Annotated in this window: 14 protein-coding genes; 11 read left to right on the top strand and 3 right to left on the bottom strand. The window is 64.8% G+C overall.

Going from position 1 to position 14,646, the window contains the following annotated elements; translation table 11 throughout:
- Positions 1-3 precede the first annotated feature (3 nt).
- The 3 genes from icmH to tssJ are packed head-to-tail and all read right to left on the bottom strand — an operon-like array spanning position 4 to position 2,792.
- On the bottom strand, positions 4-789 hold the full coding sequence (gene icmH / locus FJQ89_RS10835; protein WP_141170182.1) for a type IVB secretion system protein IcmH/DotU: 786 nt from the start codon (positions 787-789) through the stop codon (positions 4-6).
- Positions 786-2,156, bottom strand: coding sequence for a type VI secretion system baseplate subunit TssK (gene tssK / locus FJQ89_RS10830; RefSeq protein WP_141170181.1), 1,371 nt, complete (start codon positions 2,154-2,156; stop codon positions 786-788). The genes icmH and tssK overlap by 4 nt, the downstream gene beginning before the upstream one ends.
- A gap of 36 nt (positions 2,157-2,192) precedes the next feature.
- Positions 2,193-2,792 (bottom strand): type VI secretion system lipoprotein TssJ, encoded by a 600-nt coding sequence (gene tssJ / locus FJQ89_RS10825; protein WP_141170180.1) that lies wholly within the window; start codon positions 2,790-2,792, stop codon positions 2,193-2,195.
- Between the two features lie 278 nt (positions 2,793-3,070).
- Here tssJ and FJQ89_RS10820 point away from each other — a divergent pair, with 278 nt between their 5' ends.
- The 11 genes from FJQ89_RS10820 to FJQ89_RS10770 all read left to right on the top strand — a co-directional run bounded on the left by FJQ89_RS10820 (position 3,071) and on the right by FJQ89_RS10770 (position 14,641).
- Positions 3,071-3,661, top strand: a complete 591-nt coding sequence (locus FJQ89_RS10820; RefSeq protein WP_243136510.1) for a tetratricopeptide repeat protein — start codon at positions 3,071-3,073, stop codon at positions 3,659-3,661.
- 37 nt (positions 3,662-3,698) lie between these two features.
- Positions 3,699-4,208: a type VI secretion system contractile sheath small subunit gene (tssB, locus tag FJQ89_RS10815; RefSeq protein ID WP_141170178.1), complete on the top strand. Its 510-nt coding sequence runs from the start codon at positions 3,699-3,701 to the stop codon at positions 4,206-4,208.
- A gap of 1 nt (position 4,209) precedes the next feature.
- Positions 4,210-5,700, top strand: coding sequence for a type VI secretion system contractile sheath large subunit (gene tssC, locus FJQ89_RS10810; RefSeq protein WP_141170177.1), 1,491 nt, complete (start codon positions 4,210-4,212; stop codon positions 5,698-5,700).
- 31 nt (positions 5,701-5,731) lie between these two features.
- Positions 5,732-6,223: an Hcp family type VI secretion system effector gene (locus tag FJQ89_RS10805; protein WP_034750126.1), complete on the top strand. Its 492-nt coding sequence runs from the start codon at positions 5,732-5,734 to the stop codon at positions 6,221-6,223.
- 66 nt (positions 6,224-6,289) lie between these two features.
- Positions 6,290-6,763, top strand: coding sequence for a type VI secretion system baseplate subunit TssE (gene tssE, locus FJQ89_RS10800; protein WP_141170176.1), 474 nt, complete (start codon positions 6,290-6,292; stop codon positions 6,761-6,763).
- Entirely contained in the window at positions 6,760-9,399 is a 2,640-nt protein-coding gene (gene tssH / locus FJQ89_RS10795) for a type VI secretion system ATPase TssH (protein WP_141170175.1), read from the top strand. Before tssE ends, tssH begins: the two co-directional genes overlap by 4 nt.
- A 20-nt stretch (positions 9,400-9,419) precedes the next feature.
- Positions 9,420-10,451, top strand: coding sequence for a type VI secretion system protein TssA (gene tssA / locus FJQ89_RS10790; RefSeq protein ID WP_141170174.1), 1,032 nt, complete (start codon positions 9,420-9,422; stop codon positions 10,449-10,451).
- Between the two features lie 48 nt (positions 10,452-10,499).
- Positions 10,500-11,285, top strand: a complete 786-nt coding sequence (locus tag FJQ89_RS10785; RefSeq protein ID WP_243136509.1) for a substrate-binding periplasmic protein — start codon at positions 10,500-10,502, stop codon at positions 11,283-11,285.
- A gap of 48 nt (positions 11,286-11,333) precedes the next feature.
- Positions 11,334-11,846 (top strand): lipocalin family protein, encoded by a 513-nt coding sequence (locus FJQ89_RS10780; RefSeq protein WP_141170172.1) that lies wholly within the window; start codon positions 11,334-11,336, stop codon positions 11,844-11,846.
- Positions 11,847-12,110: 264 nt separating this feature from the next.
- Positions 12,111-13,862 carry a methyl-accepting chemotaxis protein gene (locus tag FJQ89_RS10775; RefSeq protein WP_141170171.1) on the top strand — a complete coding sequence of 584 codons (1,752 nt, stop codon included), beginning with the start codon at positions 12,111-12,113 and terminating at the stop codon, positions 13,860-13,862.
- 71 nt (positions 13,863-13,933) lie between these two features.
- A complete protein-coding gene (locus FJQ89_RS10770; RefSeq protein WP_141170170.1) occupies positions 13,934-14,641 on the top strand; it encodes a tRNA-uridine aminocarboxypropyltransferase in 708 nt (235 codons plus the stop codon).
- Positions 14,642-14,646: the final 5 nt, after the last annotated feature.

The following is a 14,646-nucleotide window of genomic DNA, read 5'->3' as shown; positions in this document are numbered from 1 at the left end:
TGATCAGGGCAAGGTGATCGTCAAATTCGCCGGGCGTGGCGCCAGTTTGACCAGGTCCGCATACGCGGCCAGCGTCGTTTGCGTGCCGCGCGTCAGATGCGTTTTCAGGCCCAGGTAGGCGCAGATGGCCAGCAGGGCGAAAAAGCTCGACAGCGTCCACAGCGGCACGTCGCTGCCGCGTTTGTTGACCACCTGGTCGGGGCGTTCCGCGCGCGGCGCGAAGCCACGGCTCTTGCCCTTGATGTGGGCGATCTCGTCGCCCAGGCGCGCTGTCAGGTAGCTGAGTTTTTCGCCGCCGTCGATCGCATACTTGCCCTGGAATCCCAGTAATAAACACATGTGGAAAACCTGCAGCGCCTGCACGCGCATGGCACCCTTGCCGCGCAAGGCGTCGAGGCGGTCGAAGAAGTGTTCGCCGGCCAGCTGGTCGCCAAAGATCAGCAGCTGCAGCGGGCGCCTTTCCCACTGCTTGCGCAGGGTGAAGGGCGAGGCCAGGATGATTTCATCGACGGCCGCGCAGAATGCATACTTGGCCGCCTCGATATCATCGCCGTCGGCGCGGATCTTTTTCGCTTCGCGTTCGAAGTCGGCGAGAAAGGCCGTGATGCGCTCCATGAAGCTTTGCTCGTCGCCGGGCGTCGAACCGTGCTTGAGCATGAACAGCATGTAAAAGCCTTCGTGCATCAGGTCCAGCAGGGCGCCGCCGGCCTGCCGGTTGTTGCCTGCTGGGGCGGCACCGCGTGGACCCAGCAGGGAGGGCGCCGCGCGCCGTTCGATGAGCTGGCTCATGCCGTCACCGCGATCAGTTCCAGCTGCAGGTCGCGTATGCCGGCCGGCACGTAGACGGAAATCGACTGCGCCTTGAGCATCTGTTCATACAGCGCGCCGCGGTTTTCAAGTACAAAATAATAGGTGTCGGGGCGCACGGGAATGGCGGCCGGCACTTGCGGCGCATGCGACAATTTGAGGCCGGGCATGGCCGTGAGCACGCATTTTTCCACGTCGTCGGGCGCCCCCACTTTTACCCGCAGCGGCACCACATCCACCAGTTCGATGGCGGGCATGGCGGCGCGTATTGCCAGGTACAAGGTGGTGTGCTGGTCGATCTTGCCCGAATCGAGCTTGCCCAGGTAATACGACGGCTTGTCTTCCAGCAGGGCGATGGAAAAATACTTCGACGAGATGACGGTGTCGAGCAGTTCGCGGATGATCGCGTCGATGGCGTCGAAGCAGGCGCCCGGATGCGCGTGGTCGTAGGCGGGCAGGCTGGCCAGGGTGTAGTGCTTGGAGTAGCTGAGCAAGCCACCCGCCAGGCCCAGCAGCGCCTCGTACAGGCGCTCCGGATGCAGGGCCGGATGGCGCACATAGTGCATCAGCGCGGCGGCGGCCGTGCTGACCGTGTGCAGCAGCCAGAAAGAGGACACGTCACCCGAACGGAATTCGATCACGTTGCGGCTTGGCTCGCGGTGGTGGCCGTGCAGCGCGCTCACCTTCGCCTGCAGTGCGTCGAGCAGGTGTTCCAGCAGGCCTTGCAGGCGCGGCGCGCCGGCGATCGCCAGGCTGGGCGCCATGAACGATGGCACGGGCTCGAAGCCGCCCGACACCGTGCGCCGCAGGGCGATCAGCGGCAGGCAGTCGTAGGAGCCGCGCGCCTCGCTGTCGGGAATCAGGCGCACCGTCTTCTTCAGGTACGCCACGTCGGCCACGGCGGACTCCGTAAACAGGTCGGGCGTGGCGCGCATGGCGTGCGCAAAGCGCGTGGCTGCAGGCGTGCCTGCCGTTGACGCCTGCGCCGTGTAATTCATGCCTTCGCGGTTGAGGATGGGCAGCGCCGCGTAGTACGTCACTTCCTGCACCGCCGGCGGCAGCGCTTCCAGATCCACCGGCGGGGGCAGGGTATCGCTGCCCGGCGCGCCGTCGCCCAGCGCCTCGAACACTTCGCCGTCGCGGAAGATCGCCGACAGGGCCAGCAGGCGCAAGGTGCCCGTCTGCAGCGCCGCCAGATCCCATTTCATGTGCGCCACGCCCCACAGGTAGGGATGCAGTGCGCTGGCCGTGTGATGCAGGCGCGCTTCGTGATACTGATCCTGGCGCTGGAAATGCTGCGGCCGCAGGAACAGGCCCTCTCCCCACAAGACTTTCGCTGCCATGCCCATCGCGTTTCTCCTTTGAATGTGTGGCGTGTGTTTGCGCTACTGGCAGCGCGGGCTTGACAGCGTGGACGTGCCGCTGACGCTCAGCGCGCAGGCGTGCAGGCCGACGGTGATGCCGCCGCGTTCCGCGTCGGCGGCGCCAAAGGTGGCGCGCCAGCGCTGCGCCGCAGGCGCGCGGAACAGCGCCACCACGCCGATGAAATACGCTTCCTTGCTGACTTTTTCCTGCACTTCGTAGCGCTGGCCCGGCACCAGCAGCACTTCCTTCACTTCCATCAGGTCGGTGCCCAGTGCGGCCTTTTCGCGCTGCGCGTCGAGGAAGCTGTCATATGGGGCCTGCTCGAAGGCGGCGCTCTGGCGCAGTTTGTAGATGCGCGCCACCAGCGCCAGCGGCCGGCCCTCGGCATCGGTGTTGAGGCGTTGCGCCGCGTGCAGGCGGATGCTGACGTTGCGCGGCGGTTTTTGCGCGTCCGGCAGTTCGGGCGGCGGCTTGGCCACGCCGGCCATTTGCAGAGCCGCGTTGGTCAGGGTGCCGATGGCGCCGCCCGCGCAGCCGGCTTGCAGCAAGGCCAGCAGCAACACCGGCAGCAGTAGCGGGGTGGTGCGCGCCAGGCGGCGGAGCGGGGCGTCAGATGGCATGGACGATCTTTGCAAAAATGGTGAGTGGAAATAAAAGTCTTGCAGTCATTTAAACGCATGTGCCAGCGGCCTGCTTGCGTTGGCGCAAAGTCCGCCTGCGATCAAGACAATTACTGCGCCAGATCAGGATTCATGGAGCTGTCCGCCGCTGTGGCGCGGAACTTCTTCTTTGCTGATTAATCTCAATCTGGCAAAAAAATTGGCGATCAATAATGGCCTCCACCAAGGCGCCGCCCATCTTTCCCAGCGGTAGCGTTTTCCACGTGAAGGAATGCCCGATGAAGCCAGCCACCATGTTGCCCCGTATTGCCTGCCTCGCCAGCGCCTTGCTGCTGGCCGCCTGCGCCACGCCAGACCAGCCGGCGCCCACCAAACCTGCCGCGCCGACCCTGGCGCAAGTGATGAGCGACGCCGATGCGGCCGCGCGCGCCGGCCAGTACGAACGCGCCATGACCCTGCTCAAGTCCGGTGGCGGCAGCTACCCGGCCGACAAGGCGCCGTGGCTGCAAATGGCGCAGATGAAGTTCGATCGCGGCCAGTACGGCGACGCCATCGGCCATGCGCTCGAAGCGCTGGAACGCGACCCCGATGACAAGGTCGCCAACAGCATCGTCGCCGTCAGCGGTTTGCGCCTGTCCGGCAAGGCGCTGGCCGACCTGTCGCGGCAAAACAATCTGAATGGTTCGCTGCGCTCGGAAGCGCAGGAGCTGGCCAAGCTGCTGCGCGCCAGCATCGGCGAAGACGTGCTGGTGCCGCCGGCCAGGCGCCCGCCGGCGGCCGGCAAGCGCGCCGCCGGTTCCGGCACGTCGGCGGCGAAGGGCGCGGCAGCGCCAGGCAGCGCGGCCGACCCGTTCAGCGGCTTGAAGTAAGCCCGCATCCCCACCATCCCCTTGCAAAGGAAGCGACATGCCCAAGTCCGACAGCGTGCAGAAACGCCTGAAGCAGATACGCGCACCGCGCGTGCAAATGACCTATGACGTCGAGATTGGCGACGCGATTGAAAACAAGGAGCTGCCCTTCGTGGTGGGCGTGCTGGGCGACTTTGGCGGCAATCCGGACAGCGAGAAAAAACGCCTGAAGGACCGCAAGTTCGTCGCCATCGACAGCGACAACTTCGACGAAGTGCTGGCCGGCGTGGAGCCGGTTGCCCGTTTCGCCGTGCCAAACCGCATCAGCGAGGCGGGCGGCACGTTCGCCGTCGACCTGCACTTCCGCTCGATGGATGACTTCCGCCCGGAATCGGTGGTGCGCCAGGTCGATCCCTTGCGCAAGCTGCTCGAGGCGCGCACCAAGCTGGCCGACTTGCGCAACAAGCTGGCCGGCAACGACAAGTTGGAAGACTTGCTGACGGAAGTGCTGAACAACACGGACAGCCTGGCCAGTTTGAAACCGCAGTTCCCAGCGCAGGAGGATTGAAATGAACGCCCAGGCAGAAGCCCTAGCAGTATCCACCGCCGATGCGCCGGCTGCGACCGATTTGCTGGACCAGATCGTCGAGCAAAGCCGCGTCGCCAAGTCCGGCGCCGAGCATGCGCGCGCGCGCGACCTGATCTCGGAACTGGTGGCGCAGGTGCTCGACGGCACGGTGCTGATGTCGACCAGCCTGTCGGCGACGCTGGACGCGCGCGTGGCGGAGATCGACCGCCTGATCTCCGCCCAGCTCAGCGAAATCATGCACGCGGCGCCGTTCCAGCAGCTCGAACAAAGCTGGACCGGGCTGCGCTACCTGGTCGGCAATTCCGATACAGGCACGCGCCTGCAGATCCGCATGTTCAACGCCACCAAGCGCGAGCTGGTGAAGGATTTTCAGGCCGCGCTGGAGTTCGACCAGAGCAGCATGTTCAAGAAGGTGTATGAAGAGGAGTTCGGCACCTTCGGCGGCGCGCCGTTCGCCGCGCTGCTGGGCGACTTCGCCATCTCGCGCCAGCCGGAAGACATGTATTTCGTCGAGCAGATGTCGCACATCGCCGCCGCCGCGCACGCACCGTTCATCGCCTCGGCCGCGCCGGAACTGTTTGGGCTGGAAAGCTACGGCGATCTGGGCAAGCCGCGCGACCTGGCCAAGGTGTTCGACACCATCGAGTACGCGAAATGGAAAGCCTTCCGCGAATCCGAGGATGCACGCTACGTGGGACTGACCTTGCCGCGCTTCCTGGGCCGGCTGCCCTTCAATCCCGTTGACGGCACCACGGTCGAAGGATTTAACTTTGTCGAGGAAGTCGACGGCAGCGACCATCACAAATACCTGTGGTGTAACGCCGCGTATGCGTTCGGCAGCAAGCTGACGCGCGCGTTTGCCGATTACGGCTGGTGCGCCGCCATCCGCGGCGTGGAGGGCGGCGGCCTGGTGGACGACCTGCCCACCCACACCTTCAAGACTGACGAGGGCGACGTGGCCCTGAAATGCCCGGCCGAAGTGGCGATCACCGACCGCCGCGAAAAGGAATTGTCGGACCTGGGCTTCATTTCGCTGGTGCACTGCAAGAACACGGCGTACGCGGCGTTTTTCGGCGCGCAGTCGGCGCAGAAGAGCCGCAAGTACAACAGCGACGCGGCCAATGCGAATGCGGTGCTGTCGTCGCAGCTGCAGTACATCTTTGCCGTCTCGCGCATCGCCCACTACATGAAGGCCATGATGCGCGACAAGATCGGCAGCTTTGCCGCCGCCTCCAACGTGGAAGATTTTCTAAACCGCTGGCTGATGCAGTACGTACTGCTCGACGATAACGCCAGCCAGGAACAGAAGGCGCAGTTCCCGCTGCGCGAGGCGTCCGTGCAGGTGCATGAAGTGCCGGGCCGGCCCGGCGTGTACCGCGCCGTGTCGTTCCTGCGGCCGCACTTCCAGCTCGATGAATTATCCGTTTCGCTCCGACTGGTCGCGGAGTTGCCGAAGTCGACCAATTCATGATCCACCCATCTTTCAACCAGAGGAGCACACCATGGCAATCGATGTATATCTGCAGATAGACGGCATCAAGGGCGAGTCCACAGATGACAAGCACAAGGACTGGATCGAGTGCAAATCGGTCAGCTGGAGCGTCGAGCAGCCGAAGTCCGCCACCGCCTCGACGGGCGGCGGCCATACGGCCGAACGCTGCGAGCACAAGGACATCGTCATCTCCAAGCTGGCCGACCTGGCCTCGCCGGTGCTGCTGCAAACCTGCTCGGCCGGCAAGACCATTCCCAAGGCGCGCTTCGAATTCATGCGCGCCGACGGCCAGGGCGAGCGCGTCAAGTACTTTGAAATCGAAATCGAGAATGTATTGATCGGCGCCGTCACGCCGAACGTGGAAGAAGGCGACATCCTCGGTGAACACGTCGGCTTCAAGTTCTCGAAAGTGAAGTGGAAATACACGCAGCAAAAAGTGACGGGCGGCGCCGGCGGCAATACCTCGGGCGGCTGGGACCTGGCCGCGAACCGCGTGGCTTGATCGATGGTGCGCGGCGCGCGGCGGCCACCAACGCCCGCGCGCCGCACCGATTTTTCAGGAGAGCGCATGGACAGTTATGTACCCGGCCTGTTCGACCGCCTGATGGGCGACGGCAGTGCGGCGGGCGGCGTGGCGGCGCGCCTGTCGCTGGAACAATTGAAGGATGCGGTGGCGCGCGACCTGGAAGAGCTTCTCAACACGCGCGTGGCCCTGCCGCCCGGCGCGCTGGACGCCTATCCGGAATGCGCGGCGTCCATCGTCAACTATGGCTTGATCGATTTCGCCGGCATGTGTTTGTCCAGCAGCGAAGACCGCGCCCGCATCTGCGCCGCGCTGAAGGCGGCCATCGAACGCCACGAACCGCGCCTGCGCAATGTGCGCGCCCGCCTGGAGCGGGAGGTGGGCAGCATCAACCGCGTCGGCTTCGTCATCAGCGGCACCCTGGCCGTGATGTCCGGTGGCGAGACGGTCAATTTCGACGCCGTGCTGCAGCCGTCGTCACTGCGCTATTCGATCAACCGCAAGGGAGCCGCCGCATGAGCAACCATTTGAAAACCCTGATCGCCAAACTGAATGACACGTCGCGCACGGCCGCCACCCGCGCCGCCGGCATCTGCGTGGGACTGGGGCAGTATGAAGTCGATATCGAACACCTGTTCCTGGCCCTGCTGGAACAGGAACGCAGCGATTTCGTCACTATCGCGCGGCGCAGCGAAATCAGCCTGACGACGCTGGAGGCGGACCTGCGCCGCGAGATCGGCAGCTTCCGCACGGGCAGCGCGCGCACGCCCGTCTTCTCTCCCCATTTGCCGCTGCTGTTCGAGCACGCCTGGCTGGTCGCCTCGCTCGATACGGCTCAGCCGGGACCCATCCGCAGCCGCCATCTGTTATTGGCGCTGCTGACGGAGCCGGAATTGTCGCAGCTCGCGTACCGCGGCTCGAAGCTGTTCGCCCGCTTCAGCGTGGAGCAATTGAAGCACCATCCGGACAAGCTGACGGCCGGCTCCGGGGAGGAAAGCGCGGCCGTGCCGCAGCTTTCCGAGACACCCGACGATCCGCTTGCGACTTTGGCCAGCAAGACCCCGGCGCTGGACCAGTTCACCACCGACCTGACGCAACTGGCGCGCGACGGCAAGCTCGATCCCGTGATCGGCCGCGAGGGCGAGATACGCCAGGCCGTCGACATCCTGCTGCGCCGGCGCCAGAACAATCCGATACTTACCGGTGAGGCGGGTGTGGGCAAGACTGCCGTGGTGGAAGGCCTGGCCTTGCGCATCGCCGCCGGTGACGTGCCCGAGGTGCTGCAGGGGGCGCACATCCACGCGCTCGACATGGGCTTGCTGCAGGCCGGCGCCAGCGTGAAGGGAGAATTTGAAAGCCGCTTGAAGAACGTTATCGACGAGGTGGCGAAAAGCCCGCATCCCGTCATCCTCTTCATCGATGAGGCGCACGCCATGATCGGCGCCGGCGGCCAGGCGGGGCAGAACGACGCGGCCAATCTGCTGAAACCTGCGCTGGCGCGCGGCGCCCTGCGCACCATCGCCGCCACCACCTGGAGCGAGTACAAAAAATACTTTGAAAAGGATGCGGCGCTGGCACGGCGCTTCCAGGTGGTGAAGGTGGAAGAGCCAAGCGAGGACATCGCCTGCGCCATGCTGCGCGCCATGGCGCCGCTGATGGAGCGCCATTTCGGCATCCGCGTGCGCGACGCCGCCATCGTCGAGGCGGTGCGCCTGTCGCACCGTTATATCAGCGGGCGTCAGCTGCCCGACAAGGCCATCAGCGTGCTCGATACGGCCTGCGCCAAGGTGGCGCTGGGCCAGCGCGCCACGCCGGCGCAGCTGGAAAACGCGAACCGGCGGCAGGAACGCATCGGCGCGGAAATCGCCGCCCTGACGCGCGAGGCGACTGACGGCGAAGCGCCCGATAAAGCCGCTGCCGCGCGCCTGGTGCAGCTGCGGCGCGAGCATGATGAAGGGCAGGCGGCGATCGCGGCCCTGGCGCAGCGATGGGAGCGCGAAAAAACGCTGGTGGCGCAGATCGGCGACCTGCGCGCGCAGTTGCGCGGCGAGCGGCCGGGCGAAGTGGGCGCGGCGCGCCTGCTGGCGCTGAAGGAAGAACTGGCGGCCCTGCAGGGAGAAACACCGCTGTCGCCGCTGGAAGTCGATGCGCAGGTGGTGGCCGGCATCGTCGCTGGCTGGACCGGCATCCCGCTGGGGAAAATGCTCAAGGACGAGATCCGCACGGTGCTGACCCTTGACGGGGCGCTGCGCGAACGGGTGCTGGGACAGGACCACGTCATCGCGGCGGTGGCACAGCGCGTGCGCACGGCGCGTGCCAGCCTGGACGACCCGAACAAGCCGCAAGCCGTGTTCCTGTTCACGGGGCCGTCCGGCACGGGCAAGACGGAAACGGCGCTGGCGCTGGCCGACCTGCTGTATGGCGGTGAGCGCAAGCTCATTACCATCAACATGAGCGAATACCAGGAGGCGCACAGCGTGGCCGGCCTGAAAGGCTCACCGCCCGGCTATGTCGGCTATGGCGAGGGCGGCGTGCTGACGGAAGCCGTGCGGCGCCAGCCCTACAGCGTGGTGCTGCTCGACGAAGCGGAAAAAGCGCATCCCGACGTGCTCGAACTGTTTTTCCAGGTCTTCGACAAGGGCGTGCTCGATGATGCGGAAGGGCGCGAAGTCGATTTTCGCAACACCATCATCATCGCCACCTCGAACCTGGGTTCCGGCGCCATGATGGCCGCCTGCCTGAACCGGGCAGCGCAAGACTTGCCCACGCCGGCCGCGCTGGAGGAATTGGTGCGCCCGCAACTGGTGGCGCATTTCAAGCCGGCCTTGCTGGGACGCCTGAAGGTGCTGCCGTTCTATCCGCTGAACGACGCGGTGCTGGCCGAGATCATCGCCCTGAAACTGGCGCATATCGGCGCGCGCATCGCGCGCAACCACCAGGCGCAGTTCAGCCATGACGCGGGCCTGGTCGACGCCGTGCTGGCGCGCTGCACCGAGGTCGATTCGGGCGCGCGCAATGTCGATCAAATTCTCAACGGTAGCCTGCTGCCGGCCATCGCCGAAGCGGTGCTGGCGCGCATGGCAGACGGCGAGCCGATCACCTCGATACGCGTCAGCGCCGGCAAGCAGGGGCAGTTCAAGTACACGATCCGATAATCCACCTTGCGGAGAGCGCCATGTTCAACCTGGAGCAGTTGCTGCATCCCGTCAGCGCCGTCAGCCCATGCGGCGAAGACATCACCTTCAGCCAGGAGCTCGACGCCATCGCGCGCGCGCGCCAGCACGACGATCCAAGCCTGGACCAGGGCGAGTGGGTGACGGCGCTGAAGGAAGCCGACTGGCCGTTCGTGGCGACGCGCTGCGAACAGCTGATCGCCGCGCGCAGCAAGGATTTGCGCGTGGCCGTGTGGCTGGCCGAGGCGCACGCGAAGACGCGCCACTTCCGCGGCCTGGGCGATGGCTACGCGCTGCTGGCCGGCCTGTGCGAGCGTTATTGGGCAGGCCTGTACCCGCCGGCGGAAGAGGGCGATCAGGAACAGCGCATCGGCAACGTGTTCTGGCTGCTGTCGCGCACGCCGCAGTTGCTGCGCGAGATCCCGCTGACCGAAGGGACGGATGGCCTGTTTTCACTGCAGGACTTCGATGCGGCGCGCCAGCGCGCGGCGGCCAGCCTGGCGCAGGGCGCAGCGGAGCAGGGCTGGGGCGATGCGCGCCACGATGACGCTGCGACCCTGGCGCAGATGGAGGCGGCGCGGCAAAGGAATACGCGCGCCTTTTCCGACGGCTTGCTGGCCGATGCGCAATACTGCATGCAGTCGCTGCTGGCGTTCGAACGCAGCGTCGATGTGCGTTTCGGCGCCGATGGCCCGAGTTTTCGCGCCGCGCGCGAAGCGCTGGAAAACGTCATTCATTTCATCGCGCCGCTGTCGCCCGGCGCGGACTTCGCTGATGCGCCGGCCGCCGCCGGCCAGGGCGCCGACGGGGGCGGGGGCACCATCGTGCAGCGCCAGCAGGCGCTGGCCCAGTTGCGCCAGGTGGCCGATTTCTTCCGCCGCACGGAGCCGCACAGCCCCGTTGCCTACCTGGCCGAGAAGGCCGCCAGTTGGGGCGAGCTGCCGCTGCACCTGTGGCTGCGCGCCGTCGTGAAGGACTCTGGCACTCTGGCGCAGCTCGACGAGATGCTGGGGACGAACAGCGCGAACGGGTGATCGCTGTTGGCGCTTCCATGCTAATCTTTGGGCATGCTCAGAATGCCCATGTTGCCTGCCGCGCTATGCCTGTTCATCGCTGCCAGCACGCAGGCCGGGACGCCGACGCCGCTGGTGATCTATGGCGACGACGATTATCCGCCGTACTCCTACGTCGAGAATGGCCAGCTGAAAGGCATCTACACGCAGATCGTGCGCGAAGCGGTGCAAGCGATGCCGCAGTATGCGGTGCAGCTGCGCCCCGTGCCCTGGAAGCGCGGGCTGCTGATGCTGCAGACGGGCGAGGCCTTTGCCCTGTACCCGCCGTATTCGTGGCGCAGCGAACGGCCGTATGTGCGCTATTCCGTGCCGCTGCTGATGGAGCAGCTGGTGGTGCTGTGCAGCCAGGACGTGCTGGCCAGGCGCGCGCTGCGGCAGTGGCCAGCCGATTATGGCGGCCTGCACATTGGCGTGAACGCGGGTTTCCTGCTTGGCGATGCGGCGCTGACGGAGTCCTTGCGCGCCGAAAAAATCGTGCTCGACCCGGCCAAGGGCACGCGCACGAATCTGCTCAAGCTGATGCGCGGGCGCATCGATTGCTATGTCAGCGACCGCCTGTCGGCGCAGTGGGAATTGCAGCGCATCCGGCGCGAGAGTCCGCCGGGCACGCCTATGCAGGCAATCGAGGAAATGGCGCAGCTGGCCAGCCAGCAGGGCCACCTGGGTTTTACGGTGCGCAGGCCGGCCACCTACCCCTATCGCGAGGACTTTATTGAACAATTCAATGCCGCGATCGTGCGCATGCAAACCAACGGCGCGATCCGCCGCATCGTCGACCAGGCATTGCTACCGTGACCTTGCTACCCTGACGTTGCTACCTTGATTCGAGCTATGGAGAAGACCATGAAAAAACTGTTGTTCCTGAGTGTGCTCGTGCTGGCCGGCTGTGTCGGCCGTCCCGAGAATATCGTGCCTGTCAACAACTTCGAGACGACCCGCTATCTGGGGAAGTGGTATGAGATCGCGCGCCTCGACCACTCGTTCGAACGGGGCCTGAGCCATGTGACGGCCGACTACAGCCTGCGCCAGGATGGCGGCCTGAAAGTACTCAATCGCGGCTACAAGGAGGCGGACGCGCAGTGGAAGGAAGCGGAAGGCAAGGCGTACTTTGTCGACAAGAAAGACGTGGGCTACCTGAAAGTATCGTTTTTCGGCCCCTTCTATGGTTCCTACATTGTGTTTGACCTGGACCAGCAAGGCTACAGCTATTCCATGATCAGCGGCCCCGACAAGTCATACTTGTGGTTGCTGTCGCGCACGCCGACCATGGACCCTGCCTTGCAGCAGCGTCTGGTCGAGAAAGCCCAGGGGCTGGGTTTCGACACGTCAAAATTGATCTATGTGAAGCAAAACTGACCACGCTTGCCTGCCGCGCGTGCGTGGCGGCATAGTACCTTGAAATTGTTGCTTTTCTGCATCTTATTTCTTGCATTACCATCCTGGTTCACTCACAATCTGCCCCAAAGTGGTGCGCTGCGGCGCGCTGCCATTCTGGCGAGGTGGGTAGGGTTGCGTTGCCGCTCGTGATTGCCGCACGGCAGATGCCTGTTATATTGGTACCTGGCAGCAAGTCGGTTTCGTGGCGTCTGTGCATTGTTTTTTTCAGATAGGATTCACGCAATGAAAAACCTCAAAATCGGCGTACGCCTCGGTGGCGCTTTTGCCGCCGTCCTGCTGCTGTTGACGAGCCTGACCGTGGTGGGCATCGTGCAGATGCAAAGCGCCAGCAAGGAAACCGATGCACTAGTCAATGTCGAGGTGCGCAATGAGCGCCTGATCGCCGAGTGGACCAAGGTCATCGAGGTCAACGCGGCGCGCACGGCGGCCGCCTGGAAAGTGAGCGATCCCGAACACCAGAAGCAGTTTGAACAGGAAATGGCGGTCTCGTCCGCCCGCGCCACGGAAATCCAGAACGCTATCGGCAAGAGCGAGCTGAACGCTGAAGAGCAGGCGCTGTTCCAGGAAGTGCTGAGCACGCGCAAGGCGTACACGGACGTGCGCAAGAATGTGTTCAAGGCCAAGAATGCGGGCGACCTGGAACTGGGCAAGCGCCTGTACGAAGGCGACATGGCAGTCAAGCGCGACATTTACCTGTCATCGCTGAACAAGATGGCCGTGCTGGAAACCAGATTGCTCGATGAAGCGGCCGCGCACATCCGTTCGCGCTACGAAAACGGCCGTTTGCTGCTGATCTCGCTGGGCGCGGTCGCCATTTTGCTGGGCATCGCTTGCGCCTGCTGGATCACGCGCTCGATCACGCGTCCCATCACGCGCGCCGTCGAGGTGGCGGAAGCCGTTTCCGCTGGCGACCTGACCAGCCATATCGTGGTGGACAGCCGCGATGAAACGGGGCAGCTGATGCATGCGCTGAAAAACATGAACGATAAACTGGTCAGTATCGTCGGCCAGGTGCGCGTCGGCACCGAATCGATCAGCACGGCGTCGAGCGAAATTGCCGCCGGCAACCTGGACTTGTCATCGCGCACGGAAGAGCAGGCCAGCTCGCTGGAAGAGACGGCGTCTTCGATGGAAGAGCTGACCTCGACCGTGAAACGCAATGCCGACAATGCGCGCAGCGCGAATCAACTGGCCATCGACGCCTCGCAGATCGCCAGCAAGGGCGGTGTGGTGGTGTCGGAAGTGGTCAGCACCATGGGCTCGATCAACGATTCCTCGCGCAAGATTGTCGACATCATCAGCGTCATCGACGCCATCGCCTTCCAGACGAATATCCTGGCCCTGAACGCGGCCGTGGAAGCGGCCAGGGCTGGCGAGCAGGGCCGCGGTTTTGCCGTGGTGGCCTCCGAGGTGCGCAACCTGGCGCAGCGCTCCAGCGCGGCGGCCAAGGAAATCAAGGGCTTGATCGACGATTCCGTGCAAAAGGTCGAGGCCGGTTCGCAACTGGTGGACAAGGCGGGCCGCACCATGGACGAAATCGTGCAAAGCATCAGCCACGTGACACAGATCATGAACCAGATCACCGATGCCAGCGATGAGCAGCGCGCAGGCATCGAACAAGTCAACCAGGCCATCGGCCAGATGGACCAGGTGACGCAGCAAAACGCGGCCCTGGTGGAAGAGGCCGCCGCTGCGGCCGAATCCATGCAGGAACAGGCGGCCAAGCTGGCCGACGTGGTGGGCGTATTCAAGCTCGATGCCACGCAGCACTCTGTTTCCACCAGTGCTGCCCTGTCTGTGAAAGCGCCTGCGCCGGTCAAAACTGCCGTGCGGCCTGTCGTGCAAGCGGCGGCACGGCGCGCGCCAGCACAGCCCGCAGCCGCGCCGGGCAAGGCGGCGCCAGCGGACGCTGTGCGCGCACGCGCGCCGAAGGCGCCGGTGGCCTCCGGCGCCGACGAATGGGAAGAGTTTTAAGCGCAGATTCCCCTTGGCATGGCGCGGGCGCTACAATCGCGGCTTGAAGACAGCCGCGCACGCGCTCCGCCATGACCACCCGCCGTACCTCAGCCTCTACCTCCAGCCATCCCTCCAGCCCTGCCGCTGCATCGTCCTCCCTGGCTGAACCCGTCAAACGCGCACGCTGCCCAGCCTGCCTGCGCGCCGCATCCAGCTGCATCTGCCGCTGGATCGCCCCCGTTGCCCACGCGGTGGAAGTGCTGATCCTGCAGCATCCGCTGGAAGTCCACAACGCCAAGGGCAGTGCCCGCTTGCTGCACCTGAGCTTGCCCAACAGCCGCATGCTGACGGGCGAGCGGTTTGCCCCCGAGACGCTCGCTGAATTGCTGGCCGACAAGCACACTGTGCTGTTGTACCCGGAGACGCCCGGCGACCGTTCGCTGGGCATCGCGCCGCCGCCCGCGCTCGACCCCGCCATCTTGCTCGATCCGGCCCGATTTTTGAACCAATTGCGGCTGGTGGTGCTGGACGCCACCTGGCGCAAGAGCCGCAAGATGCTGTACCTGAATCCCCAGTTGCAACAGCTGCCGCGCCTGCCCCTGCGCGATACGCCCGCTTCCCATTACCTGATCCGCAAGGCGCACGCACCAGACCAGTTATCGACCCTGGAAGCGACCTGCTATGCCCTGATGCAGTTGGAGCAGGACGCGTCCCGCTTCGTTCCCCTGATCACGGCATTTGACGGCTTTGTCGCACAGCAGTTGAGTTATGTCATGCCGCATGGTGAAAAAGCGTGAAACGG

It is taken from the genome of Janthinobacterium tructae (assembly GCF_006517255.1).
Taxonomy (GTDB): Bacteria; Pseudomonadota; Gammaproteobacteria; order Burkholderiales; family Burkholderiaceae_D; genus Janthinobacterium; species Janthinobacterium tructae.
Note: the sequence above shows the minus strand (reverse complement) of the source record. Positions and strands in the feature narration are given on the sequence as shown.

Excerpts from the sequence above, each read along its gene's own strand:
- tssK (WP_141170181.1), bottom strand. The coding sequence starts at position 2,156 with ATGGGCATGGCAGCGAAAGTCTTGTGGGGAGAGGGCCTGTTCCTGCGG.
- tssE (WP_141170176.1), top strand. The coding sequence starts at position 6,290 with ATGGACAGTTATGTACCCGGCCTGTTCGACCGCCTGATGGGCGACGGC.
- tssB (WP_141170178.1), top strand. The coding sequence starts at position 3,699 with ATGCCCAAGTCCGACAGCGTGCAGAAACGCCTGAAGCAGATACGCGCA.
- tssC (WP_141170177.1), top strand. The coding sequence starts at position 4,210 with ATGAACGCCCAGGCAGAAGCCCTAGCAGTATCCACCGCCGATGCGCCG.
- icmH (WP_141170182.1), bottom strand. The coding sequence starts at position 789 with ATGAGCCAGCTCATCGAACGGCGCGCGGCGCCCTCCCTGCTGGGTCCA.
- FJQ89_RS10775 (WP_141170171.1), top strand. The coding sequence starts at position 12,111 with ATGAAAAACCTCAAAATCGGCGTACGCCTCGGTGGCGCTTTTGCCGCC.
- tssJ (WP_141170180.1), bottom strand. The coding sequence starts at position 2,792 with ATGCCATCTGACGCCCCGCTCCGCCGCCTGGCGCGCACCACCCCGCTA.
- FJQ89_RS10780 (WP_141170172.1), top strand. The coding sequence starts at position 11,334 with ATGAAAAAACTGTTGTTCCTGAGTGTGCTCGTGCTGGCCGGCTGTGTC.
- tssH (WP_141170175.1), top strand. The coding sequence starts at position 6,760 with ATGAGCAACCATTTGAAAACCCTGATCGCCAAACTGAATGACACGTCG.
- tssA (WP_141170174.1), top strand. The coding sequence starts at position 9,420 with ATGTTCAACCTGGAGCAGTTGCTGCATCCCGTCAGCGCCGTCAGCCCA.
- FJQ89_RS10770 (WP_141170170.1), top strand. The coding sequence starts at position 13,934 with ATGACCACCCGCCGTACCTCAGCCTCTACCTCCAGCCATCCCTCCAGC.
- FJQ89_RS10805 (WP_034750126.1), top strand. The coding sequence starts at position 5,732 with ATGGCAATCGATGTATATCTGCAGATAGACGGCATCAAGGGCGAGTCC.
- FJQ89_RS10785 (WP_243136509.1), top strand. The coding sequence starts at position 10,500 with ATGTTGCCTGCCGCGCTATGCCTGTTCATCGCTGCCAGCACGCAGGCC.
- FJQ89_RS10820 (WP_243136510.1), top strand. The coding sequence starts at position 3,071 with ATGAAGCCAGCCACCATGTTGCCCCGTATTGCCTGCCTCGCCAGCGCC.